The sequence below is a fragment of the Streptomyces sp. NPDC001407 genome, from assembly GCF_042895325.1.
Lineage (GTDB): Bacteria > Actinomycetota > Actinomycetes > Streptomycetales > Streptomycetaceae > Streptomyces.
Genome location: NZ_JBIAWF010000004.1, coordinates 289,626 through 312,141, shown reverse-complemented (window position 1 = coordinate 312,141; position 22,516 = coordinate 289,626). Strand labels below are relative to the sequence as shown.

The 22,516-nt window shown below is 72.7% G+C and carries 17 protein-coding genes and 1 pseudogene; 10 read left to right on the top strand and 8 right to left on the bottom strand.

Annotated features, from left to right (window positions below):
• The first annotated feature begins 14 nt into the window (after positions 1–14).
• From ACFY1P_RS08895 to ACFY1P_RS08885, 3 genes are all read left to right on the top strand, one after another.
• Positions 15–1,379 (top strand): aspartate aminotransferase family protein, encoded by a 1,365-nt coding sequence (locus ACFY1P_RS08895; RefSeq protein ID WP_390750210.1) that lies wholly within the window; start codon positions 15–17, stop codon positions 1,377–1,379.
• Positions 1,380–1,459: 80 nt separating this feature from the next.
• Positions 1,460–2,710 (top strand): aspartate kinase, encoded by a 1,251-nt coding sequence (locus tag ACFY1P_RS08890; RefSeq protein WP_361522960.1) that lies wholly within the window; start codon positions 1,460–1,462, stop codon positions 2,708–2,710.
• Positions 2,707–3,966, top strand: a complete 1,260-nt coding sequence (locus ACFY1P_RS08885) for a GNAT family N-acetyltransferase (protein ID WP_361522962.1) — start codon at positions 2,707–2,709, stop codon at positions 3,964–3,966. Before ACFY1P_RS08890 ends, ACFY1P_RS08885 begins: the two co-directional genes overlap by 4 nt.
• A gap of 13 nt (positions 3,967–3,979) precedes the next feature.
• Here the strand turns inward: ACFY1P_RS08885 and ACFY1P_RS08880 are convergent, their stop codons facing one another.
• The 3 genes and pseudogenes from ACFY1P_RS08880 to ACFY1P_RS08870 all read right to left on the bottom strand — a co-directional run bounded on the left by ACFY1P_RS08880 (position 3,980) and on the right by ACFY1P_RS08870 (position 7,389).
• A complete protein-coding gene (locus tag ACFY1P_RS08880; protein WP_361522995.1) occupies positions 3,980–5,023 on the bottom strand; it encodes a YncE family protein in 1,044 nt (347 codons plus the stop codon).
• A gap of 18 nt (positions 5,024–5,041) precedes the next feature.
• Positions 5,042–6,463: pseudogene (locus tag ACFY1P_RS08875) on the bottom strand (alkaline phosphatase family protein); the annotation flags it as partial.
• 164 nt (positions 6,464–6,627) lie between these two features.
• Positions 6,628–7,389 carry an SDR family oxidoreductase gene (locus tag ACFY1P_RS08870; protein WP_390750209.1) on the bottom strand — a complete coding sequence of 254 codons (762 nt, stop codon included), beginning with the start codon at positions 7,387–7,389 and terminating at the stop codon, positions 6,628–6,630.
• A 291-nt stretch (positions 7,390–7,680) separates the two neighbouring features.
• On the opposite strand from ACFY1P_RS08870, the gene ACFY1P_RS08865 reads away from it, so the two are divergent.
• Positions 7,681–7,866, top strand: coding sequence for a hypothetical protein (locus tag ACFY1P_RS08865; protein WP_361522968.1), 186 nt, complete (start codon positions 7,681–7,683; stop codon positions 7,864–7,866).
• An 11-nt stretch (positions 7,867–7,877) separates the two neighbouring features.
• On the opposite strand, the gene ACFY1P_RS08860 is transcribed toward ACFY1P_RS08865, so the two are convergent.
• The 3 genes from ACFY1P_RS08860 to ACFY1P_RS08850 form a co-directional block, all read right to left on the bottom strand.
• Positions 7,878–9,278: a short-chain fatty acyl-CoA regulator family protein gene (locus tag ACFY1P_RS08860; protein WP_361522970.1), complete on the bottom strand. Its 1,401-nt coding sequence runs from the start codon at positions 9,276–9,278 to the stop codon at positions 7,878–7,880.
• A gap of 100 nt (positions 9,279–9,378) precedes the next feature.
• On the bottom strand, positions 9,379–9,975 hold the full coding sequence (locus ACFY1P_RS08855) for a GNAT family N-acetyltransferase (protein ID WP_361522973.1): 597 nt from the start codon (positions 9,973–9,975) through the stop codon (positions 9,379–9,381).
• A complete protein-coding gene (locus tag ACFY1P_RS08850) occupies positions 9,968–12,010 on the bottom strand; it encodes a penicillin acylase family protein (RefSeq protein WP_390750266.1) in 2,043 nt (680 codons plus the stop codon). Before ACFY1P_RS08850 ends, ACFY1P_RS08855 begins: the two co-directional genes overlap by 8 nt.
• Positions 12,011–12,236: 226 nt before the next feature.
• Between ACFY1P_RS08850 and ACFY1P_RS08845 the strand changes: the two genes are divergently transcribed.
• Genes ACFY1P_RS08845 through ACFY1P_RS08825 form a run of 5 tightly spaced genes read left to right on the top strand, consistent with a single transcriptional unit; the run spans position 12,237 to position 18,994 of the window.
• Positions 12,237–13,817: a pyridoxal phosphate-dependent decarboxylase family protein gene (locus ACFY1P_RS08845; protein WP_390750208.1), complete on the top strand. Its 1,581-nt coding sequence runs from the start codon at positions 12,237–12,239 to the stop codon at positions 13,815–13,817.
• A 38-nt stretch (positions 13,818–13,855) separates the two neighbouring features.
• Positions 13,856–15,157: a lysine N(6)-hydroxylase/L-ornithine N(5)-oxygenase family protein gene (locus ACFY1P_RS08840; RefSeq protein WP_390750207.1), complete on the top strand. Its 1,302-nt coding sequence runs from the start codon at positions 13,856–13,858 to the stop codon at positions 15,155–15,157.
• Positions 15,154–15,735 (top strand): GNAT family N-acetyltransferase, encoded by a 582-nt coding sequence (locus ACFY1P_RS08835; protein WP_361522982.1) that lies wholly within the window; start codon positions 15,154–15,156, stop codon positions 15,733–15,735. The genes ACFY1P_RS08840 and ACFY1P_RS08835 overlap by 4 nt, the downstream gene beginning before the upstream one ends.
• The gene (locus tag ACFY1P_RS08830; protein WP_390750206.1) at positions 15,732–17,516 is read left to right on the top strand and encodes an IucA/IucC family protein; all 1,785 of its coding nucleotides are present in this window, start codon (positions 15,732–15,734) and stop codon (positions 17,514–17,516) included. Before ACFY1P_RS08835 ends, ACFY1P_RS08830 begins: the two co-directional genes overlap by 4 nt.
• Positions 17,513–18,994 carry an MFS transporter gene (locus ACFY1P_RS08825; protein WP_361522986.1) on the top strand — a complete coding sequence of 494 codons (1,482 nt, stop codon included), beginning with the start codon at positions 17,513–17,515 and terminating at the stop codon, positions 18,992–18,994. The genes ACFY1P_RS08830 and ACFY1P_RS08825 overlap by 4 nt, the downstream gene beginning before the upstream one ends.
• Before the next feature lie 48 nt (positions 18,995–19,042).
• Here ACFY1P_RS08825 and ACFY1P_RS08820 read toward each other — a convergent pair whose 3' ends face one another.
• Both ACFY1P_RS08820 and ACFY1P_RS08815 read right to left on the bottom strand, forming a co-directional pair.
• Positions 19,043–20,161, bottom strand: coding sequence for a DUF5954 family protein (locus tag ACFY1P_RS08820; RefSeq protein ID WP_361534409.1), 1,119 nt, complete (start codon positions 20,159–20,161; stop codon positions 19,043–19,045).
• A gap of 117 nt (positions 20,162–20,278) precedes the next feature.
• Positions 20,279–20,809 (bottom strand): secondary thiamine-phosphate synthase enzyme YjbQ, encoded by a 531-nt coding sequence (locus ACFY1P_RS08815; RefSeq protein ID WP_390750205.1) that lies wholly within the window; start codon positions 20,807–20,809, stop codon positions 20,279–20,281.
• A gap of 242 nt (positions 20,810–21,051) precedes the next feature.
• Here ACFY1P_RS08815 and ACFY1P_RS08810 point away from each other — a divergent pair, with 242 nt between their 5' ends.
• Positions 21,052–22,455, top strand: a complete 1,404-nt coding sequence (locus ACFY1P_RS08810; protein ID WP_361534403.1) for an amino acid permease — start codon at positions 21,052–21,054, stop codon at positions 22,453–22,455.
• The last annotated feature ends 61 nt before the right edge of the window (positions 22,456–22,516 follow it).

Below are 22,516 nucleotides of genomic sequence, written 5' to 3'. Positions count from 1 at the left end.
TTTCGGAGACAGTCATGGCACCCCTCGTACAGCGTGGTACGCGGACCGAGCCGCACGTCGACGGCGCTCTTCCCGGCCCCCGCTCCACCGAGCTGCTCGGCCGGCAGCAGCTGTGGGAGTCCAACGCCCGTACCTACTCCCGGCACTTGCCGATCGCCCTCGCGGAAGGGTCCGGGAGCTTCGTCGAGGACGTCGACGGCAACGTCTTCATCGACTTCCTCAGCGGCGCCGGGGTCCTCTCGCTCGGCCACAACCACCCCGAACTCGTCCGGGCCGTGACCGCCCAGCTCGGCCTCCTCACCCATGGCCTGGACTTTCCCACCCCGGCCAAGGACGCCTTCACAGAGGCCCAGTTGTCGATGCTGCCGCCCTCGATGCGGGACCGGGTGAAGATGCACTTCTGCGGGCCGACGGGCGCCAACGCGGTGGAGGCGGCGATCAAGCTCTGCAAGATCGCCACCGGCCGGGGCGACGTCGTCTCCTTCCAGGGCGGCTTCCACGGCAGCAGCCACGCCACGCTGTCGCTCAGCGGGCTCGTGGCGCAGAAGCGCGGCGTGGCCAACAGCATGCCCGGCGTCCACTTCTTCCCCTACTCCTCGTGCGCCAGGTGCCCGGTCGGCCTCTCACCGGACACCTGCGCGACCAACTGCGTCGAGTATCTCGAGCGCGCGCTTCGCGACAGCAACGGCGGCGTCCCCCTGCCCGCCGCTGTGCTGCTGGAGATGGTCCAGGGCGAGGGCGGCATCGTGCCCGCGCGCACCGACTTCGTCCGGCGCGTGCGGGAGGTGACCCGCGAGCTGGACATCCCCCTCGTGGTCGACGAGGTGCAGACCGGCTGCGGGCGCACCGGCACCTGGTTCGCCTTCGAGCAGTACGGCATCGAGCCGGACGTCATCGTCGCGTCCAAGGCACTGAGCGGGATCGGCGCGCCGGTCGCGGTCGTCATCTACGACGCGAAGCTCGACACCTGGGCGCCGGGCGCGCACATCGGCACGTTCCGCGGCAACCAACTGGCCTTCGCCGCGGGCGCGGAGGCGGTGCGCATCGTCCGGCGCGACGACATCCTCGGCAACGTACGCCGGCGTGGTGAGCAGATCGCGGACCGGCTCACCGCGCTGCTGGTCAACCCCTGGGTGCACGAGGTGCGCGGCCGCGGCCTGATGTGGGGCGTCGAGCTGGCCGACCCCGTGACCGGCCGGCCCGCCTCCGCCTTCGCGGCCGAGGTCCAGAGCCGCGCGCTGCGCGGCGGGCTGATCGTCGAACTCGGCGGTCGCGACGACTGCGTGGTGCGGCTCATGCCGCCGCTCAACGTCGACGCCGATGTCGTGGACACCGCCTGCTCGATCCTCGTCGACGCCGTCGAGGCCGGTCACCCGTAGCCCAGGGGCGGCCGGCACCGGCCGCCCCGCACCGAGCGGCCGCCCACAGCCGGGGCGGCCGCTGGAGGAGGCCCACCCCCATGGCTCTCATCGTCCAGAAGTACGGCGGCTCGTCGGTGCGCTCCACCGACCTCATCAAGCGTGTCGCCGAGCGCGTCGTCGCCACCCGCGGGGAGGGCCACGACGTCGTGGTCGTCCTCTCCGCCATGGGCGACACCACCGACCGGCTCCTCGGCCTGGCCCGGGAGGTCAGCGACCTGCCGTCGCCCCGCGAGCTGGACATGCTGCTCACCACGGGCGAGCGCGCGGCCAACGCGCTGGCCGCGATGGCGATCCACGCGCTAGGCGCCGACGCGTGCTCCCTCTCCGGCCCGCAGGCCGGGGTGCTCACCACTCCCGCGCACGGCAAGGCGCGCATCGTGGACGTCGTGCCGCGGCGGGTCCGGCAGGCGCTCGACCGCGGTGCGATCGTCCTGGTCGCCGGCTTCCAGGGGCTCAGCCCGGAGACCGAGGACATCACCACGCTGGGCCGCGGCGGGTCCGACACCACGGCCATCGCGCTGGCCGCCGCGCTCAAGGCCGACGTCTGCGAGATCTGCACCGACGTCGACGGCGTCTACACCGCCGACCCCAGGATCGTGCCGGAGGCCAGGCGCCTGGACCACATCACCTTCGAGGCGATGCGGGAGATGGCCGCGAGCGGTGCGAAGGTCCTGGCGCTGCGCAGCGTGGAGTACGCCCGGCGGTGCGGGGTGACCGTGCTCGTCCGCTCCTCCTCCCGCACCGGGCCCGGCACCACGGTCTCCGCCGCGCCGGACGACGGCCACGGGGAGGACGGTGCGGTCACCGGCGTCGCGCACGACGCGTCGTGCGCCAAGGTCACCGTCACCGGTGTGCCGGATCTGCCCGGCACCGTGGCGCGCGTCTTCCGGTCCGTGGCCGACGCCGGGTGCGAGGTCGACACGGCCGTGCGGAACGTACCGGGCCCGGACGGCGGGTTCACCGACATCACCTTCCTGCTGCCCGGGGACGGCGCGCCCGCCGCGGTGGCGGCACTGCGCGAGATCCGCGCGGAGAGCGGCTTCACCGGGGTGGACCAGGACAACGACGTCGCCAAGGTCTCCGTCGTCGGCAGCGGCATGCGCGCCCGCCCCGGGGCGGCGGCCACCTTCTGCGAGGCCCTGGCCGAGGCGGGGGTGAACATCGAGATCATGTCGACGTCGGAGATCCGGATCTCCGCCGTCTGCCGCACCGCGCGGCTCCATGACGCGATCCGCGCCCTGCACCGGGCCTTCGGCCTGGACAAGCCGGGGGCGGGGACCGGGGCATGAGCACGCCGCCCGCGCGGGGACGCGGCCGGGCCGGGGAGTTCCCGCACGTCCGGGAGGTCCCCGAGAGCGACCTCGGCCGCGCCCTCGACCACGCTTCGCTCGTCTTCCACGAGAACTACGGGGACGAGCTGCGCAGGCGCCACCGCCGGACCCTCCTGCGCTGCGACCGCCTCGGCGCCTACGAGGAGGACCGGCTGGTGGGCCTGCTCGCCGCGCACCGCCTCCGCCTCTCCGTGCCGGGCGGTCAACTTCCCTGCGCCGGGCTGACGTTCGTCTCCGTGGCACCGACCCACCGCCGCCGTGGCGTGCTCTCGGGCCTGCTGGAGGAGCTGTGGCGGCACTGTGCGGCGGCAGGCCGCCCGCTCGCCGCCCTGTGGGCCTCCGAGGCGGCACTCTACGGCCGCTACGGGTTCGGCGCCGCCACGTCCCTGTGCACCGTCGAGATCGACTCGGCGCGCCCGCTCGGCCTGCGCGTCACCCCCGCCCCCGGCCCCCTGCGCCTCGTCGCCCCGGCCACGGCACCCGCGCTCCTCGGGCCACTGCACGAGGCCGCGCGGGCCCGCCGTGCCGGGTGGCCCGCCCGTGACCGGCACTGGTGGCGGGAGCAGATCCTGCCCGAGGAGGACGAGGACGACGACGAACTCGGCCCGCCACGCGTCGTCGTGCTGGGCGGCGGCACGCCCGCGGGCTACGCCGTCTACCGCACCCGCTGCGCCGACGACGACGGCACGCCCGGCCTCGTCCAGGTCGACGAGCTGGAGGCCGGGACGGCGCCCGCCGCCGCTGCCCTGTGGAGCTATCTCGCCTCCATCGACCTCACCGGCCGGGTAAGGGCCTGGGGCCGTCCCGCCGACGACCCGCTGCTGCTGATGGCGGCGGACCGCGACCAGGTGCGTGTCACCGCGCAGTTCCCGGCGCTGTGGCTGCGCCTGGTGGACGTGCGGGCCGCGCTGACCGCCCGCTCCTGGGCGGCCCCCGCCGATCTCGTCCTCGATGTGCGGGACACGCGGATCGCCGCCAACCACGGGCGGTTCCGCCTGCTGGCGGCACCGGACGGCGGTACGTACGAGGCGGTCACCGGCCCGGCCGACCTCGCCCTCGACGTGTGCGACCTGGCCGCCTGCTATCTCGGCGGCACCTCTGTCCTCCACCTGGTGCGCGCCGGGCTCGTGACCGAGCACACGGCGGGCGCGGCGGCGGCTCTCGACGCCGCGCTGCGTACCGAGTATCTGCCGTTCGCCGGTGACGAGTTCTGAGCGAGGCGGCGGTTCAGGCGACGGCCAGCCCGCTGGGTGAGGTCGCCAGGCCCAAGGGGGTGCTGCCGACGACCTTCAGGGTCTTGGCGTCGATCGCGTCGACGGTGCTGGAGGCGTTCGTGGACACCCAGACGGTGTCACCGGCCACGGTGACGGCGGTCGGTACGTGCTTCACCCGTACCGTGCCGATCCGGCCGCCGTTCGCGTCGAGCACGGTGACGGTGTCGTCGTTGGCGCCCGTGACGTACACACGCGAACCGTCCGGGCCGACCGCGACCTGCCACGGGCTCCTGCCGACGCGGATGCGCGCCCTGACCCGGAGGCTGCCGCTGTCGATGACCGACAGGGTGCCCTGCCGGGGATCGACGACATAGACGCGCCTGCCGTCCGGGTGCACCGCGACGCCGTTCGCCCGCGCCTGGCCGGGCAGGGTGCGCCGGGTACTCCCGTCGCCGGTGTCCAGGACGGACAGGCCGTCGGTGCAGGTCACATAGAGGGTCGTGCCGTCCGGGCTGAGCGCGACGCAGCGCGGGGCGAGGCCCGTCTGCCAGGTGTCGTCGACCGTGTCGGTCTCCGTGTCGATGACCGACAGGGACCGCGATCCGCCGGCTCCGGGGTCCGGGCCGGTGTCGGCCACGTAGACGTACGCGCCGTCGGGTGATGTCACCACGCCGTGCGGGTAGAGGCCCACGCGGACGGCGGAGACGATCTTGCCCTGGGTGGTGTCGAACACCGAGACGTCGCCCGCTCCGGAGTTGCTGATGTAGAGCTTGCGGCCGTCGGGGGTGCGGGTGATGCCGAAGGGGTTGATCCCCGCGTCGACGCTCGCGGCCAGGGTGTGGTTCGAGGGGTCGACGACCGAGATGGTGTTGCTGACGATCCCCGCCGCGTAGACGTGTGTGCCGGTGGTGGGGCCCGTCTTCGGGGCGGTGTCCTGGATGCCGGGGAAGTTCGTGCCGGCCGTGCCGTGCGGGAAGTCGTCCTTGTGGGTGGTGTCGTTCTCGACGATGCGGCTTCTGGCGTACGGGCGGGCACCGCCTGGCGCGCCGGGCCCCACGGGCGGCGGTGCGGTGGCCGGCCCGCGGCCCGCCTGGGCGCCCTGGTGCGGCGGTCTCTGGTCCGCGCCCGGGAACTGCGCGGGCGGCAGGGTGGCGACGTCGTTCTCCGCCTTCCACAACTCGTCCCTGGTGCTGGGCAGTTGGGGGAAGGGGCCGGGTGCGGGCAGGCCGAGCGCCGAGGTGAGGTCACCGAAGGTCCGGCGTCTCCAGTCGCTGATGTTCGGCTCGCGCACCCCGGTGACGCGTTCCAGGAAGCGCAGGACCGAGGTGTGGTCGAAGGGCTCGCTCGCCACGAATCCGCCCTGGGTCCAGGGCGAGACGATCAGGCACGGCACACGGATGCCGCCGCCGATCGGCAGGCCGCCGACGAACTCGTCCGCGGTGCCCGGCGGTGGCATCGGTGGCACGACGTGGTCGAACAGCCCGTCGTTCTCGTCGTAGTTGACGATGAAGACGGTCTTGCGCCAGGCGTCCTGGTTCGCGGCGACCGCGTCCAGTTGCTGCGCGAGGAAGTCGGCTCCGGAGGCCGGGAGGTAGTCCGGGTGCTCGCACTGCGGGGAGGTCGGGATGATCCAGGAGACGGTGGGCAGCCGGCCGTCCCGCGCGTCGCGCGCGAACTGGTCCGCCGGGGCGATGGTCAGGCCGTGTTCGTACAGCGGGTCACCGGGGGCGGCGTCCTGGAAGGACTTGAAGAACTCCAGGGGGTTGCAGCCGTAGTCGTCCTCCTGCTGGTACACGTGCCAGGAGACGCCCGCCTTCGTCAGGCGCTCGGGATAGGTCGTCCAGCGGAACGGCGACGGGATCTCGTTGCTGATGATGGGCCCGCCGAAGCGGCCGCCGGGGTCGACCGTGCCGGTCCAGTGGTAGAGCCGGTTGGGCCAGGTCGGCCCGAGGACGGAGCAGTGGTAGGCGTCGCAGAGGGTGAAGGACTCGGCGAGCGCGAAGTGGAAGGGGATGTCGGCGCGTTCGTAGTAGCCCATGGTGTACGGGCCGTTCTGCTCGCCGTCGGCCTTGCGGTGCGCGGGGACCCAGTTGTCCATCCGGCCGCCGTTCACGGCCGCGTGCTGCACCTTCCAGGCGTGGCTGGTGGACGGGATGGCCTGGGAGCTCGTGGTCTGCGTGTCGAGGTGGAAGGGCAGGAGGTAGCCGTCGGGGTTGGCGGGGTCCGGCTGGTAGAAGACCGGACGTCCGCCGGGCAGTTGCACCGCGTGCGGGTCGTCGAACCCGCGCACCCCGCGCATGGTGCCGAAGTAGTGGTCGAACGAGCGGTTCTCCTGCATGAGGATCACCACGTGCTCGATGTCTTCCAGGCGCCCGGGTTTCCGTACCGGCTCCGCCATCGCGCGCCGGAGGTTCGGCGGCAGCAAGGACGCCGCGGCGGTGAGCCCGCCGATTCCCAGGGCCGATCCGAGCAGCCGCCGACGGGAGAGCTCAGCCATGGTCCACCTCGGTGCCGAAGGGAGGGAACGCGCGACAGCACACACCATGCGGCCCGCGGGCACAAGGGAAACCACGCATCCCTCGCGGCCCTTGGCGGGAATTCGGCCGGATCCGGTGCCGCCCGCGGCGGGCTCGCTCCCCCGGCCCGCCCCGGGCCGGCGGGCTAGCGGAGGGTGTAGCCGCCGTCCGGGTACAGCGTCGAGCCGGTCGTGAAGCCGTTGGTGAAGAGGAACAGCACGGTCTGGGCGATCTCGTCCTCCGTGCCGAGCCGGTGCAGGAGCGTGTCCCTGCGGTATTGCGCGAACGCCGCCTCGCGGTCGGGTGCCGGGCGGTGCGACCACAGGTTGCCGTCGACGGTGCCGGGCGAGACGACGTTGACGCGGACCGGGGCCAGTTCGAGGGCCAGCCCCCGGCCCAGGCCCTCGATCGCGGCGTTGCAGGCGGCGTAGGCGGGCGCGGCCGCCGGCGGGCGGGCTCCGGCGGCGCCCGACATCAGGACCACCGATCCGTCCGGGGACAGCTTGGGAGCGGCATGCCTGACCGCGTGGTACTGGCCCCAGAACTTCGAGACGAAGGGGCTTTCGGCGTCCTCGTCGCTCAACTCCAGCATCGGGCCGACCCGGTAGGAGGCCGCGGAGGTGAAGAGGTGGTCGACGCGGTCGAGTCCGGCGAAGAAGCCGGCGAGCGACGACCGGTCCGTGATGTCCACGGTCCGCCAGGTCGCACGGTCACCGAGTTCCCGTGCCGCGGCGGCCAGCCGCTCCGGGGTACGGCCGCCGAGGACCACTCGCGCACCCGCAGCGACCGCCTGGTGCGCGACGCGCAGCCCGATGCCCGAGCCACCGCCGATCAGGACGACCGTCCGCCCCCGGAGCGGCCCGTCGGCGGCGGCGGAGGAGGAGGTGGCGGGGGAAGGCTGGTTCATGTCGGCTCCGTGCTCTGGTCCGTGGTGTCCGGGACGGGTGATCACCACAACTCAGCGCGCGTGTTGATCATGCTATTCCCGCCTTGAGCCGCTCGGCTCGACTCCCGGTGCCGGGCCGCCCCCCTGGGGGGGGCGGGTGGCCGCCCCGGCCGCACGCGGTGCGCCCCTCATGGGCACCATGCGTGACTGCCGCATCTCGCGTCATACCCCGACGCCTCGCCCTTGAGCTCGAATCGGCCTCCGACGTGCGGATTTGAGCCCTTGTCAGTGCCCCGGCGTAGCGTAGTACGCATGCCCTCTGCATCTTCTTCCGGTCCCGCACGCGTGGACGCGGCCGATCTGAACGAGGCGATCCGCGCGTTCCTGGTCGCGCGCCGGGGCCGGGCGTTGTCGCGTGAGGAGCGGGTGGTGTACGAGGAGTTACGGGCGCGCTGGGTGGCCGCGACCCGTCGGGACCGCTACGGCACGGCGGCGTGAAGGCGGGCCGCTCACCGGACGGGGTAGGGCACGAACGTGCCGGCGTTCTCGTCGACGGCGAGCGCGCGGCCGAGCGGCGGGACGGCCCGCTGCGGGCAGTCGAGGCGCTCACAGACGCGGCAGCCCATGCCGATCGGGGTGGCGGCCGCGTGCCGGCCGAGGTCGAGGCCGTCGGAGTAGACGAGCCGGGAGGCGTGGCGGATCTCGCAGCCCAGTCCGATGGCGAAGGTCTTGCCTGGCTCGCCCCAGCCTCCCCGGTGGCGGGTGACGGTGCGGGCGGTCCACAGATGGCGGCTGCCGTCCGGCATGGCGGCGATCTGCACATGGACGCGGCCGGGCGCGCCGAACGCCTCGTAGACGTTCCACAGCGGGCAGGTGCCGCCGGCCCGGGAGAAGGGGAAGCCGCTGGCCGACTGCCGCTTGGACATGTTGCCCGCGCGGTCGACGCGCACGAAGGAGAACGGCACCCCGCGCAGCCCCGGCCGCTGGAGCGTGCTGAGCCGGTGGCAGACGGTCTCGTAGCCGAAGCCGAAGCGGTCGCTGAGCCGCTCGATGTCGTAGCGCAGTTCCTCCGCGGCACGGTGGAACTCGCGGTAGGGCAGGATCAGCGCCGCGGCGAAGTGGGTGGCGATGCCGATCCTGGTCAGCGCCCAGGTGGTGGAGCCCTCTTCGTAGTCCTCCGAGGCGAGGCGGGAGATCTCCGCGCCGTGTTCGAGGAGGGCGAGCTGGGTGGCCATGCGGAAGGCCTTCTGGCCGGGGCGCAGCCGGCTCGACAGGTGCAGGACGCGCCCGTCCGGGTCGTAGTGGTGCAGGCGGTCGGGGCCGGTGCCGGTGGCCGTGCGCACTCCGTGGCGGCCGTCGAGCCGGCCGGTCAGGGCGCGCAGGGTGGCGCCGGGGCGGACGCCTATGGCGAGGGCCAGTTCCTCGGCGGTGGTGTCGATGTCGTGGAGGTAGTTCTGTCTGCGGTGGAAGAACTCGCGGTTCTCCTCGTGCGGCGGGCGCGGCAGCGCCGGGTCGACGGTGCCACGGCCTTCGGCGGCCTCGGCGAGGCGCTCGGTCAGGTCCTGGCAGCGGCGCCCGAGTCCGAGCAGGACGTCGGCGACGGCGGGCAGCCGGGAGACGAGCTCGGTGAGGTCAAAGGGCGACACCCGGCCGGCGGCGATCTCGTCGGCGAGGGATTCCCGCAGGTCCGCCACGACCCGGCTGGTGTCGCGCTCGGAGAAGAACCCGGGGTCCACGCCGAACGTCTCGGTCAGGCGCAGCAGTACGGGCACGGTCAGCGGCCGTGAGTCGTGCTCCATCTGGTTGAGATAGCTGGGCGAGATGGCGAGCGCGCGGGCCAGCTCGGCCTGGCTGAGCCGCCGTTCCTCGCGCAGGCGGCGCAGTCGCGCTCCGGCGTATGTCTTGGCCATGCCGATCACCCTAGGCCGTGTACGGTGCTTGACCGGCGGCTTTCTGCCGGGTGCGGGGCCGCCCGCGGCGGGAGCGGCCCCGGCACGCCGGTGGTGCCCCTTACCAGGAAAGGAACGTCTCCCGGTCGAGGAAGGCCAGTTGGGCCCGCTTCCCGGGGAGTTCGATCTCGGGGCCGCGGGTGAATCCGGCGCGCGTGAGGCGGGCGACGGCCTTCGCGTTGCGGGCGTCGGGTTCGACCACGATCCGCAGCCTGCCGGGGTCGGCCGTGAGGACGTAGGTGAGGAAGACGGAGAGCAGGGTCGCGGTGAAGCCCCGCTCCGGGCCGCCCGTCGGGGGGCCGATCATCAGGTGGATGCCGAAGTCGCCGGGCCGCACGTCGTAGCACTCGCCGACGGGGTCGGCCGCCGGCTCGTACGTCTGGAAGAGGGCGACGGGCCGGCCGTCGCGTTCGAGGAGGTAGGCGTGGTGCGTGGGGAGGGAGTCGATATAGGTGTAGATCTCCAGGACCCGCTCGCGGTCGGCGTCCCCCATGCCCCAGAAGCGGGCGCGTTCCTGGGTGACCCAGGAGTGGATCAGCCCGGCGTCGGCGGCGGGGTCGACCGGGACGACCCGGACGGTCCCGAAGCCGTCGACCGCCTGCTCGTGCACGGCCGCCCGCTCGGCGACGGAAAGGGACTGCGCGGGGGATTCAGACATCGTCTCGCTCCTCGGTGAGCTGGTTCCAGTCGGTGATCACGGGGACGAGTCCGCCGTGCAGCCACAGCGGCAGCTGGTCGCGGTGATGGGCGTCGCCGGGCACGCCGGAGGCGCCGAACGGCACCACCCACAGGCTGTCCTCGCGGCGGGCGAGGTCCCAGACGTAGCGGGCGGCGGGTCCGCGGGCGCTGTGGTCGGTGACGCCGGGGACGCTGGAGGTGGACAGCACGCAGTCGTGGTCGCCCGACAGGCCCGGCCACTCCTCGTCCGCCTCGCCGGGCAGCGACTGCCAGGGCGCGAGCCGGTGCGCCTCGCCCCACGGGCCGAACGACTCCGCCGCCACGTCCTCGAGTGCCGCGCGGACGAGCCCGGCGCGGTCCACACCGGGCAACAGGTCCTCCCGCAGCAGGTGTTCCAGGGCGAAGGCGATCCGGGGGGCCAGGGCGAGCCAGGGCAGGAAGACCTCGGGGTACGCGGGCGGCTCGGCCAGTCCCGCGAGCACCGGGTGTGCCGCGAAGCGGCGTACGACGGCCGACCGCAGCGCGGCGTACGCGGTGGCGTCGGTGCTGCCGGCGTCCATCCGGCGGTCCCAGCGCAGCAGCCGGTCCCGTAGCCGCCGGGCGTCCGGGCCCAGGTCCTCCAGCCGGGAGAGCAGGTCCAGCAGGGGTCCCGCGGAGGCCAGGTGGGTGTCGGTGTGGACGGCGGCCATGTCCCCGGCGGACCACTCGTGCGACGCGTCCAGCAGGTGGCGGATGCGGTCGGCCCGGTGCGGGGCGGCGAACTCGGCCCCGAGCGGTGCGGCCAGGCCGCGCTGATTGGCCATCACCGCGATGCCTCTCACCTCGGCGCGCGGCATCGGGTCGTGCCAGCCCTGCCAGTCGTGTCCGGGCTCCCAGGCGGGTACGACGCGCAGCCGGTTGTCGTGGTGGCGCAGCGGGACGCGTCCGGCGACGCGGTGGAGGAGGCCGCCCTCGGTGTCGGCGGCCTGGACGACGTTGACGGGTTCGGCCCAGTGGTCGAAGGCCCGGTCGACGTCGGTGACGGTGGTGGCCCTCAGCAGGGCGGGCAGCGTGGCGAAGCCGAGGTCCTCGCTGACGCGCGGGGGGATGCGCAGGCTGATGGTCCGTGGTGCGCCGGGGCCGCCGATCACGACGGGGCCGCGGTCGGTCTCGATCACCTCGATGCCGACCGGGTCGCCCCCGGCGACCTCGATGGTCTCGGTGTGGACGGCGGCGGGCCGCCAGCCGTCGGGGCCGAGTGCCTCCACCGCGGTGCCGCGGCGGCGGAGCTGCTCGTCGTAGAGGTCCTGGTAGTCGGCCATGGCGTTGGTGATGGCCCAGGCGACCGTGCCGGTGTGGCCGAAGTGGGCGATGCCCGGGACGCCGGGCACGGCGAGGCCCACCACGTCGTAGTCGGGGCAGTTCAGGTGGATCTGCTGGTAGATGCCCGGGTCCTCGATGAAGCGGTGCGGGTCGCCCGCGATGACGGGGGCCCCGGTGGCGGTGCGGTCGCCGGTGACGAGCCAGCCGTTGCTGCCGGAGCCGGCGGGGCCGTCGGTGGCGAACAGCCGGGCCGCCCCGGGGCCGAGCACGCGGGCGGCCTCCTCGCGCCACAGCTTGGCGGGGAAGCCGGCGAAGAGGATGTGGTGGGAGAGCCAGACGCCGAGCGGGGTCCAGGGCCGCCACTGTCCGGGGTCGAGCGCGGCGGCCGCGAATTCCGGTGCGCGGCGCGCGCCCGCGGCGAGGCCGGAGTTGACGCCGTCGACGTAGGCCGTGACCCACGCCTTGGTGCCGTCGTCGAGGCGCTCGAAGCAGCGGCGGGCGGTGTCGTCGAGGCGGGCCTGCCGGGCGAGCCGGTCCCAGCCGACGGCGCCGGGACCGAGGAAGGCGGCCGTGGTGCCCTGGGAGCGGTGCCGCTCCACCTCGATCTGCCAGGCACGGTCGAGGGCGGCGTTGCGCCCTTGGGCGTGGGCGAGCTCGTCCGGGCTGCCGGCCCGGAGGTGGGGGATGCCCCAGGCGTCCCGGTGGACCTCCATGCTCACAAAGTCTCCTTGTTCCGTGGCGGGTTGGCGTGGGTCACGGTGGGTCTCCCGGGGTGCGGTGACACCCCTGGCCCGACAAAAACTTAGGTTAGGTTAACCTAACGCTCATTCCCCCAACGATCACCCCCCGCCGCCGGGCGGAGCCGTCACATCCACCCCGTGGATTAGGTTAGGCTCCCCTAAGTTGATCGCAGTCAGCGACCGGAAGGACACCACGCTCATGAGTTTCCCGGGGCACATCGCCGAGGCCGAAGCCCCTTCGGCGGGCGAGATATCGGCAGCCCCCGCGTCCGGCGCGGCGCAGGCCCGGCCGCACCTCCTCAACCACCTCACGGTCGACAGCTACCGGCGCTCCCTCGCCGCCGGGATCGACCGGGTGGCGAACCGGATAGCGGGCACCGAGCGCCCCCTCACCGGGATCTCCCCCGCGCGGCTCGCCCCGGAGATCGACGGCATCGACCTGGACCGCCCGCTCGAGGACCCCGCCGCCGCCCTCGACGAGCTCGAGGACGTCTATCTGCGGGACGCCGTCTACTTCCACCACCCCCGCTACCTCGCCCACCTCAACTGCCCGGTGGTGATCCCGGCGCTGCTCGGCGAGGCCGTCCTGACCGCTGTCAACTCCTCCCTCGACACCTGGGACCAGAGCTCGGGCGGCACCCTCATCGAGCGCCGCCTGATCGACTGGACGGCCGAGCGCATCGGCCTCGGCCCGGACGCCGACGGCATCTTCACCAGCGGCGGCACCCAGTCCAACTTCCAGGCGCTGCTGCTCGCCCGCGAGGAGGCCCTGGCGCTCGCGGCGAAGAACGCCCCCGCCCCGCTCGAACGGCACGACATCCTGCCGCGGCTGCGCATCCTCACCTCCGAGGCCAGCCACTTCAGCGTCCAGAAGTCCGCCAAGCTGCTCGGCCTCGGCCAGGACGCCGTCATCTCCGTGGAGACGGGCCCCGAGCGGCGCATGCGGCCCGCCGCCCTCGCCCGCGAGATCGAGCGCTGCCGCGCCGACGACCTGGTGATCATGGCGGTCGTCGCCACCGCCGGCACCACCGACTTCGGCTCCATCGACCCGCTCCCCAAGATCGCCGACCTGTGCCGGTGGGCCGGGGTGTGGTTCCACGTGGACGCCGCGTACGGCTGCGGCCTGCTGGTCTCCCCCACCCGGCGGCACCTGCTCGACGGCATCGAGCGCGCGGACTCGGTGACCGTCGACTACCACAAGTCCTTCTTCCAGCCCGTCAGTTCCAGCGCGGTGCTGGTCCGCGACCGGGCCACCCTGCGGCACGCCACGTATTACGCCGACTACCTCAACCCGGCCCGCATGGCCGAGCAGCGCATCCCCAACCAGGTCGACAAGAGCATCCAGACCACCCGCCGCTTCGACGCGCTGAAACTCTGGCTGACCCTGCGCATCATGGGCGCGGACGCCATCGGCTCGCTCTTCGACGAGGTCGTGGACCGCGCGGCCGCGGCGTGGGAGCTGCTGACCGAGGACCCGCGCTTCGAGGTCGTCACCAAGTCGCAGCTGAGCACCGTCGTCTTCCGCTACCTGCCGGCGGACCAGCGCGGCCGGGACCTCGCCGACGGGGCGAACCTGCACGCCCGTGAGGCACTGGCCGCCTCCGGCGAGGCCGTGGTCGCGGGCACCAAGGTCGACGGCAAGCACTACCTCAAATTCACCCTGCTCAACCCGGAGACCTCGCTGGACGACATCGCGCACGTCCTCGACCTCCTCGCCGGGCACGCGGGCCGGTACGTGGACGAGCGGCTCACCGCCGAGCTCCTCCACCGCGCCGGCTGAACCACCCCTCACCCCGCCCCCTCGAACGGGAGACCTCCATGTCCACCCATGACTTCATCGCGATCGGCCTCGGCCCCTACAACCTGGGCCTCGCCTGCCTGACCGAACCCCTCGACGAGCTCGACGGCCTCTTCCTGGAGAGCAAGCCGGACTTCGACTGGCACCCGGGGATGCTGCTGGACTCCGCCACGCTCCAGACCCCCTTCATGGCCGACCTCGTCACCCTGGCCGACCCCACCTCCCCGTACTCCTTCCTCAGCTACCTCAAGGAGTCCGGACGGCTGTACTCCTTCTACATACGCGAGATCTTCTATCCGCTGCGCAACGAGTACAACGACTACTGCCGCTGGGCCGCGGCCAAGCTCCGCAGCGTCCGCTTCGGCCACGAGGTGACCTCCGTCGCCTACGACGAGGGCACCGGGCTCTACACCGTGCACGCGGTGCGCACGGCCACCGGCGAGACGGTCACGCACCAGGCCCGGCACCTCGTCCTCGGCACCGGCACCCCGCCTCACGTCCCGGACGCCTGCCAGGGGCTCGGCGGTGACGTCCTGCACAACTCCCGCTATCTGGAGGGCAAGGCCGGCCTCCAGGCCAAGGACAGCATCACCGTCGTCGGCAGCGGACAGAGCGCGGCCGAGATCTACTACGACCTGCTGGCCGACACCGACACCCACGGCTACCGCCTCGACTGGGTGACCCGCTCCCCCCGCTTCTTCCCACTGGAATACACCAAGCTCACCCTGGAGATGACCTCCCCCGAGTACGTGGACTACTTCCACGCGCTGCCGGAGGACACCCGCTACCGCATGGAGTCCGAGCAGAAGGGCCTCTTCAAGGGCATCGACGCGGAGCTCGTCAACAACATCTTCGACCTGCTCTACCAGAAGAGCGTCAAGGGCCCGGTCCCCACCCGGCTGCTGACCAACACCGCGCTGGAGAGCGCCTCCTACGACGACATCTCCGGGACCTACACCCTCGGCCTGCGCCAGGTGGAGCAGGAGCGGGACTTCTCGCTCACCACGCAGGGCCTCGTCCTGGCCACCGGCTACCGCTACCGCACCCCCGACTTCCTCCAGCCCGTGCGCGACCGGATCCGCTGGGACCGGCACGGCCGCTTCGACGTCGCCCGCAACTACAGCATCGACACCACCGGCCGGGGCATCTTCCTCCAGAACGCCGGCACCCACACGCACAGCATCACCTCCCCCGACCTGGGCATGGGCCCCTACCGCAACTCGTGGATCATCCGCGAGCTGCTGGGCCGCGAGGTCTACCCGGTCGAGAAGTCCATCGCCTTCCAGCAGTTCGGCGCCCCCGAGGGCGGTGTCCTGCGATGAGCGAGACCGTCTTCTCCCGCACCGACGAGCGGCTCGGCGAGTTCACGATCCGCCCGCTCGACCCGGACGCCGACGCCGCGATGCTGCACCGCTGGGTCACCCACCCCAAGGCGACGTTCTGGATGATGCAGGACGCCGATGTGGCCGAGGTGGCCCGCGCCTACCGCGAGATCGCCGAACACCCGCACCACGACGCCTTCGTCGGCCTGCTGGACGGCCGCCCCGTCTTCCTGGCCGAGCGCTACGACCCGGCGCGCGTCGAGCTGGTGGGGCTCTACGAACCGGAGGAGGGCGACGTCGGCATGCACTTCCTGTGCGCGCCGAGCGACACCCCGCTGCACGGCTTCACCCGTGGTGTGATCACCACGGTCATGGCCTGGCTCTTCGCCGACCCGGCGACCCGGCGCGTCGTGGTCGAGCCCGACGTGAACAACACAGCGGTGCACGCGCTCAACGCGGCCGTCGGCTTCGTGACCGTGCGCACCGTCGAGAAGCCCGAGAAGGACGCCCTGCTCAGCGTCTGCACCCGCGACCGGTTCCACAGCAGCCCGGCCGCAACCCGAGGAGTGACCGAGTGAACCCCCGTGAAGCCGTCTCCCACCTGACCCCGGCCCACTGGGCGGCCGCCAACCGGCAGCTGATCCGCAAGGCGCTCGCGGAGTTCTCCCACGAACGGCTGCTCGCCCCCGAGCCGGCCGCGCCCGGCCACTTCACCGTCCGCAGCGACGACGGCACGCAGGAGTACCGGTTCGCCGCCCGCCTCCTGGCGCTCGACCACTGGCAGATCGACGCCGACAGCATCACCCGGCACCGCGGCGAGGAGGAACTCCCGCTGGACGCGCTGGACTTCCTCATCCAGCTGCGGGGCGCGCTCGGCTTGTCGGACGAGATCCTCCCGGTCTATCTGGAGGAGATCAGCTCCACCCTCTCCGGCACGGCCTACAAGCTCGCCAAGGAGCCGGTGAGCGCCGCCGAGCTCGCCGACGCGGACTTCCAGGCCATCGAGACCGGCATGACCGAGGGTCACCCGGGCTTCGTCGCCAACAACGGGCGCCTCGGCTTCGGGGTGCACGAATACCACGCGTACGCGCCCGAGGCCGCGAGCCCCGTCCGGCTGATCTGGCTGGCCGCCCACCGCGACCACTCCACCTTCACCTCGGGCGAGGGCCTCGACCACGACCGGCTGATGTGCGACGAGCTGGGCGAGGAGCTCCTCGGCCGCTTCGCGGACACCATGTCCGGCCTCGGCCTCGACCTCGCCGACTACCACCTCATACCCGTCCACCCCTGGCAGTGGTGGAACAAGCTGTCCGTGACCTTCGCCGCCGACGTCGCCCGGCAGCGGCTGGTGTGCCTCGGGCCCGGCGACGACGACTACCTCGCCCAGCAGTCGGTCCGTACGTTCTTCAACACCAGCGCACCGGCCAAGCACTATGTGAAGACCGCGCTGTCCGTGCTGAACATGGGCTTCATGCGGGGTCTGTCGGCCGCCTACATGGAGGCGACCCCGGCCATCAACGACTGGCTCGCCGACCTCGTCGCCAAGGACGAGGTCCTCCAGGCGGCGCGCCTGTCGATCATCCGGGAGCGGGCGGCCGTCGGCTACCACCACCGGCACTACGAGGCGGCCACCGACCGCCACTCCCCCTACCGCAAGATGCTCGCCGCCCTGTGGCGCGAGAGCCCCGTCGCCTCCCTTGAGCCGGGCCGGCGCCTCGCCACGATGGCCTCCCTGCTCCACACCGACCACGAGGGCCGCTCCTTCGCGGCCGCGCTGATCGAGCGGTCGGGGCTGGCTCCCGAGGTGTGGCTGCGGCGCTACCTCGACGCCTATCTCACGCCCCTGCTGCACAGCTTCTACGCCTACGACCTGGCCTTCATGCCGCACGGCGAGAACGTGATCATGGTGCTCGACGGCGGCACGGTCGAGCGTGTGATCTTCAAGGACATCGCCGAGGAGATCGTCGTCATGGACCCCCTGGCGGACCTCCCGCCGGAGGTCCGGCGCGTGCGGGCGGAGGTCCCCGAGGACATGAAGCTGCTGTCGGTCTTCACCGACGTCTTCGACTGCTTCTTCCGCTATCTGAACGCGGTCCTGGTCGCCGAGGGCGTCCTCGACGAGGAGGCGTTCTGGCGGACGGTCGCCGCTTGCGTGACGGACTATCAGGAGTCGACGCCGCAGCTCGCGCACAAGTTCAAGCAGTACGACATGTTCGCCGAGGAGTTCGCGCTGTCCTGCCTCAACCGGCTCCAGCTGCGCAACAACCAGCAGATGGTCGACCTGGCCGACCCGTCGGCCGCCCTCCAGCTCGTGGGCAGCCTGCGCAACCCCATCGCGCGTTACGCCCCGCCGGCATGAGCGTGACCGCCGACGCCACCCGGGCCACCGCCAGGCTCCCCACCCGGTGGCTGATCCTCGGCGTGATCTGTCTCGCCCAGCTCACCGTGGTGCTGGACAACACCGTCCTGAACGTGGCGGTGCCCTCCCTCACCCGGGAGCTGGGCGCGACGACCGCGGACGTCCAGTGGATGATCAACGCCTATTCGCTCGTGCAGTCCGGCCTGCTCCTCGCCGGGGGCAGCGCCGCCGACCGCTACGGCCGCAAGAAGATGCTGCTGACGGGGCTCGCCCTCTTCGGCACCGGCTCACTCGCGGCCGGCCTGGCCGGCTCCACCGGTGAACTGATCGCCGCCCGCGCGGGCATGGGCGTCGGCGGCGCCCTGCTGCTGACGACCACGCTCGCGGTCGTCATGCAGGTCTTCGACGCCGAGGAGCGGCTGCGGGCGATCGGGATCTGGGCGGCGGTGAACGCCCTCGGCTTCGCCGCCGGCCCGCTGATCGGCGGTCTCGTGCTCGACCACTTCCGGTGGGGCGCGATCTTCCTGATCAACATCCCCGTGGTACTGCTCGGTCTCGTCGCCGCCTGGAGGCTCGTGCCCGAGTCCAGGAACCCCGCCGGGCACCGGCCCGACCTGACCGGCGCCCTGCTGTCCACCGTCGGCATGTCGGCGGTCGTCTTCGCGGTGGTCTCCGGGCCCGAGCACGGCTGGGGCACCGCCCGGGTGGTGCTCCCCGCGCTGGGCGGGGTGCTCGTCCTCGGGGCGTTCGCGCTCTGGGAGAGCCGCGTCCCGCACCCGATGCTGGACATGGGCTTCTTCCGCGACCGCCGGTTCGTGGGGGCCGTCGTGGGCGTCGTGCTGATCACCTTCGGCAGCGCGGGCGCGCTGTTCCTGCTCTCCCAGCAGCTGCAGTTCGTCCGCGGCTACTCACCGCTGGAAGCGGGGCTGCGCACGGCGCCGTTCGCGCTCACGGTCGTCGCGCTCAACTTCACCGGGATCTCCACCAGGCTGCTGCGGCGGCTGAGTCTGCCGCTCGCGGTGGCCGTCGGTGTGGGGCTGCTGGCGGCCGGCTTCGCGGTGGTCGCGGCCTTCGCCTCGGACGGCTACGGCGTACTGCTGCTCGGCCTCGTCCTCATGGGTACGGGCTGCGCGCTCGCCAACCCGGCGATCGCCGAGGCGGTCATGGGGGCGATCCCGCCCGAGAAGGCCGGGGCGGGCGCCGGGGTCGACGGCACGATGTCGGAGCTCGGCGGCAGCCTGGGCGTCGCCGTCCTGGGCGCGGTCATGAACTCCCGCTTCACGGGCCTGCTCCCGGCGGCGGCCACCGGCGCGGCATCCCTCCCGGCCGCGCTCGCCGGAGCATCCACGGAAAGCGACCGGACGGCGGTGGTGAACGCGTTCGCCTCCGGCGTCGAGACCAGCCAGCTGGCGGGCGCCGCGGTGGTCCTCCTCGGCGGCTGCGCGTCGGCGTGGCTGCTGCGCAGAGCGGAACGGTGAGGCGTCGGCCACGGGCGTGCGCGCCCGTGGCCGGCGGTGGCGGCCGGCTCAGCGGCCCTCCGCACGCGCCTCGCGCCTGGCTTCCTCCTCGCGGAAGAGATCGGCCAGCCGCTGGGTGTGCTCGTCGAGTTCGACGGGCGCGTCCTCGTCCTCGTCACCGGTGATGAGACCCTGCTCGCGCAGTTGCTTGTCCTGCACCATCACGGGCGGCTGCGGATCGGGGTCGGAAGGGCGCGGGCCCTCGGGCCCGTCCGGCCCGATGCGCACCAGCCGTTCGATGCGCACCACCTTGAACTTCCGCCCTGCCACTTCCAGTTCGTTGCCGCGCTCCGCGTCGAGCCGGTCGGCTGCGGCCATGTAGGGGGCGCGCTGCTCCGGGGTGAGCCCGAGGTGCCACGGGATCATCACCCGCAGTCCCATGGCGAGGGTGTCCCGCGCGCCCTGCGGCGTGGTGGCCGTGCCCGCGCAGTCGGGCCGCCAGTGGCCGTACTCCTTCTCGGCCGTGCCGAAGGTCGCGGGCAGCAGCACCCCTCCGGGGTGCGACTCCGCGGCACGCAGGGAGTCGTCACGGACCTCCCGGGGCACGGCACCGGTCTTGCGCACGAGCGCGAGGAGCTCGATCTTGAGGATGCCCTCGGACATGCCGGTGGCGGTGAACGGGTCGATGACCAGGCCGCGTTCGGCGTCCCGCGTCTTGTACGACTCGCCCGGCACGGCCGGGTCCGGGTCGCTGGGGCGCGGCGGCTCGGGCCCCAGCGGGCCGGAGCGGACGAAGCGCTCCGCACGCGCGACGCGGTAGCGCGCGCCCAGCACGGTCATCTCGTCGACGGCTTCCCAGTCGGTGCGCTTCGCCGCCCGCACGCACTCCTCGTGCGCGGCCGCGTCCCCGTCACGCTCCGCCTCCTGCGCCAGCTTGCGGAACTGGCAGCCCATGTCGTCGCGGGCGTCCTGGGGGGCGAGGCCGGAGAAGGACGAGACGACCTCCCACCCGCCCGCCTCGCGCTCGCGCACCACGCCGAAGACCGGCCCGCCGGCCAGGAGGATCTCGGGATACGTCTCCCGGGCCCGCCACGCCTCCATGTCCCCGAGCGCCGCCACCGGCGGTTCGGGGGCGGTCACCCGGACCACCCGGTACGCGGGCACGTTCTCACCATCGAGCTCAGCCATGCCCACAGGATGCCCGGTGCCACGCGGCTGCCGCAGGCGAACGGACCGCCCCGGGCCACCCGCCCCGGGCCACCCGCCCCGGCCTCCCGTGCGGAAGCCGGCAGCGGGCCGCCGGGCTCAGACCGCGGGCCGGGCCGTGTGGACGCGGGCCAGGAGCTCGCGGGTGCGCGGCCCGTCGAACTCGGCGAGCATGACGGCCTGCCACCGGCCCAGGTAGAGCTCTCCGGCCGTGACCGGGATGCCGAGTTCGGGGTGGGTGGCGAGCAAGGCACGCGCGTGGGAATGGCCGTTGTCGCGCTCACCGCCGTGCTCCAGCCGCTCGGCGGGTGTGCGCAGCTTGTCGTGGGCGTAGGGGTGGTGGGCACTGTGCGGGACCAGCCGCTCCAGCAGGTGCCCCAGGTCGGCCTCCAGGCCCGGGTCCCGCTCGTTGACGAGGAGACCGCAGGTGGTGTGGCCGCAGTACACGTGCAGGGTGCCCTCCGCGACGCCCGAGGTCTCGACGAGCCGGCGGAGCTCGCCGGTCAGGTCGACGATGCCTTCGGGGGCCTCGACGGTGACGGAGAGCCGGGCGGACACCGCGATCGAGCTGCCCGGCGGCGGGACTTCACGGGCGAGTACGTCGATCCGCGTGCCCGAGACGGTGGTCATGGCGCCTCCCAGGACTCGTGCGGCCGCGGGGGGCGAGCCGCACGGTGAACGGTGGCAGGCCGGTGCGGCCCCGGTAACGGGTCCTTCCGGCCGTTCTGCCGACGGCGGCCGCGCGTGGTGCTCCTGCTGCTTTTCGATCACTCTGCGTGAAGCGAACGTCCGAATATCGGACGGCCGCGCCAGGCTTTCACCGACTTGCTCATACTCGTACCTTCGATCTCGCATATTGGACAGGTACGACCATGAGCCGGACACTCGCGTCTCCTCCCCCGCTGCGGGAGGACGCTCCCCAGCAGGATTCCCCGCTGTCGAACGGACTCAAGCAGCGGCACCTCTCGATGATCGCCCTCGGCGGAGTCATCGGGGCGGGCCTCTTCGTGGGCTCCGGCGCCGGCATCGCGGCGGCGGGCCCCTCGATCGTGCTGGCCTACGCCGCCTCCGGCCTCCTCGTGATGTTCGTGATGCGCATGCTCGGCGAGATGTCCGCCGCGAACCCGGCGTCCGGCTCGTTCTCCGTGCACGCCGACCGCGCGATCGGCCGGTGGGCGGGCTTCACCGCGGGCTGGATGTTCTGGACCCTGCTGGTCGTGGGCGTGGCGATCGAGGCGATCGGCGCCGCCCACATCGTGCAGGGCTGGCTGCCCGGCACCCCGTCCTGGCTGTGGGTGCTGGTCTTCATGGCGCTCTTCTGCGGCACCAATCTGGGCGCGGTCTCCAACTTCGGTGAGTTCGAGTTCTGGTTCGCCGCCCTGAAGATCGGCGCCATCGCCCTCTTCCTGATCCTCGGCACCCTCGCCGTCCTGGGCGTCCTGCCCGGCAGCGACTCCCCCGGCAGCGCGCACCTCCTGCACGACGGCGGCTTCCTGCCCAACGGCGCGAACGGGCTGATGATCGGGCTCCTGGCCTCGCTCGCGGCGTACGGCGGACTGGAGACGGTGACCATCGCGGCCGCCGAGTCCGAGAACCCGGTGCGCGGCGTGGCCAAGGCCGTGCGGACGACGATGTGGCGGATCGGCATCGTCTACGTCGGCTCGATGCTGGTGATCGTCACGCTGATGCCGTGGAGCGACAAGGCCGTCACGGAGGACGGCCCGTACGCGGCCGTGCTCGACCGCCTCGGCGTCCCCGGCGGCGGCCAGATCATGAACGTGGTCGTCCTGATCGCCCTGCTGTCGGCGATGAACGCCAACATCTACGGCTCCTCGCGCATGGCCTACTCGCTGGTCTCGCGCGGCCAGGGGCCCAAGGCCCTGGGCAAGGTCTCCGGCGGGGTGCCGCGCCGCGCGGTGCTCTCCTCCTGCGCGTTCGGCTTCTTCGCCGTCCTGCTGTCGTACTGGTACCCCACCACCGTCTTCGCCTGGCTGCTCAACATGGTCGGCGGCGTCGTGCTGGTGGTCTGGGGCTTCATCGCCGCCTCGCAGCTGCTGCTGCGCCGCCGGCTGGAGCGCGAGGCGCCCGAGCGACTGGTGGTGCGGATGTGGGCCTTCCCGTATCTGACCTGGGTGACGCTGGCCGGTGTGGTGGGCGCGCTGGTGCTCATGACCCTGAACGCCGACACACGGGTGCAGCTGTACTTCACGGGTGGCCTGGCGCTGGCGCTGGCCCTGATCGGCTATGTGCGGCAGCGGGCCGCGGCGGCGCGCTGACCGTACGCGGCAGACCTCACCGTGGCGCGGGCTTTCGAGGCCCGCGCCACGGTGCTTTTCC

What these genes read in the sequence shown, in the direction of transcription:
- ACFY1P_RS08865 (WP_361522968.1), top strand. Translation starts at nt 7,681, where the DNA reads ATGCCCTCTGCATCTTCTTCCGGTCCCGCACGCGTGGACGCGGCCGAT.
- ACFY1P_RS08885 (WP_361522962.1), top strand. Translation starts at nt 2,707, where the DNA reads ATGAGCACGCCGCCCGCGCGGGGACGCGGCCGGGCCGGGGAGTTCCCG.
- ACFY1P_RS08815 (WP_390750205.1), bottom strand. Translation starts at nt 20,809, where the DNA reads ATGACCACCGTCTCGGGCACGCGGATCGACGTACTCGCCCGTGAAGTC.
- ACFY1P_RS08850 (WP_390750266.1), bottom strand. Translation starts at nt 12,010, where the DNA reads ATGGAGGTCCACCGGGACGCCTGGGGCATCCCCCACCTCCGGGCCGGC.
- ACFY1P_RS08890 (WP_361522960.1), top strand. Translation starts at nt 1,460, where the DNA reads ATGGCTCTCATCGTCCAGAAGTACGGCGGCTCGTCGGTGCGCTCCACC.
- ACFY1P_RS08810 (WP_361534403.1), top strand. Translation starts at nt 21,052, where the DNA reads ATGAGCCGGACACTCGCGTCTCCTCCCCCGCTGCGGGAGGACGCTCCC.
- ACFY1P_RS08840 (WP_390750207.1), top strand. Translation starts at nt 13,856, where the DNA reads ATGTCCACCCATGACTTCATCGCGATCGGCCTCGGCCCCTACAACCTG.
- ACFY1P_RS08820 (WP_361534409.1), bottom strand. Translation starts at nt 20,161, where the DNA reads ATGGCTGAGCTCGATGGTGAGAACGTGCCCGCGTACCGGGTGGTCCGG.
- ACFY1P_RS08825 (WP_361522986.1), top strand. Translation starts at nt 17,513, where the DNA reads ATGAGCGTGACCGCCGACGCCACCCGGGCCACCGCCAGGCTCCCCACC.
- ACFY1P_RS08870 (WP_390750209.1), bottom strand. Translation starts at nt 7,389, where the DNA reads ATGAACCAGCCTTCCCCCGCCACCTCCTCCTCCGCCGCCGCCGACGGG.
- ACFY1P_RS08845 (WP_390750208.1), top strand. Translation starts at nt 12,237, where the DNA reads ATGAGTTTCCCGGGGCACATCGCCGAGGCCGAAGCCCCTTCGGCGGGC.
- ACFY1P_RS08855 (WP_361522973.1), bottom strand. Translation starts at nt 9,975, where the DNA reads ATGTCTGAATCCCCCGCGCAGTCCCTTTCCGTCGCCGAGCGGGCGGCC.
- ACFY1P_RS08860 (WP_361522970.1), bottom strand. Translation starts at nt 9,278, where the DNA reads ATGGCCAAGACATACGCCGGAGCGCGACTGCGCCGCCTGCGCGAGGAA.
- ACFY1P_RS08895 (WP_390750210.1), top strand. Translation starts at nt 15, where the DNA reads ATGGCACCCCTCGTACAGCGTGGTACGCGGACCGAGCCGCACGTCGAC.
- ACFY1P_RS08835 (WP_361522982.1), top strand. Translation starts at nt 15,154, where the DNA reads ATGAGCGAGACCGTCTTCTCCCGCACCGACGAGCGGCTCGGCGAGTTC.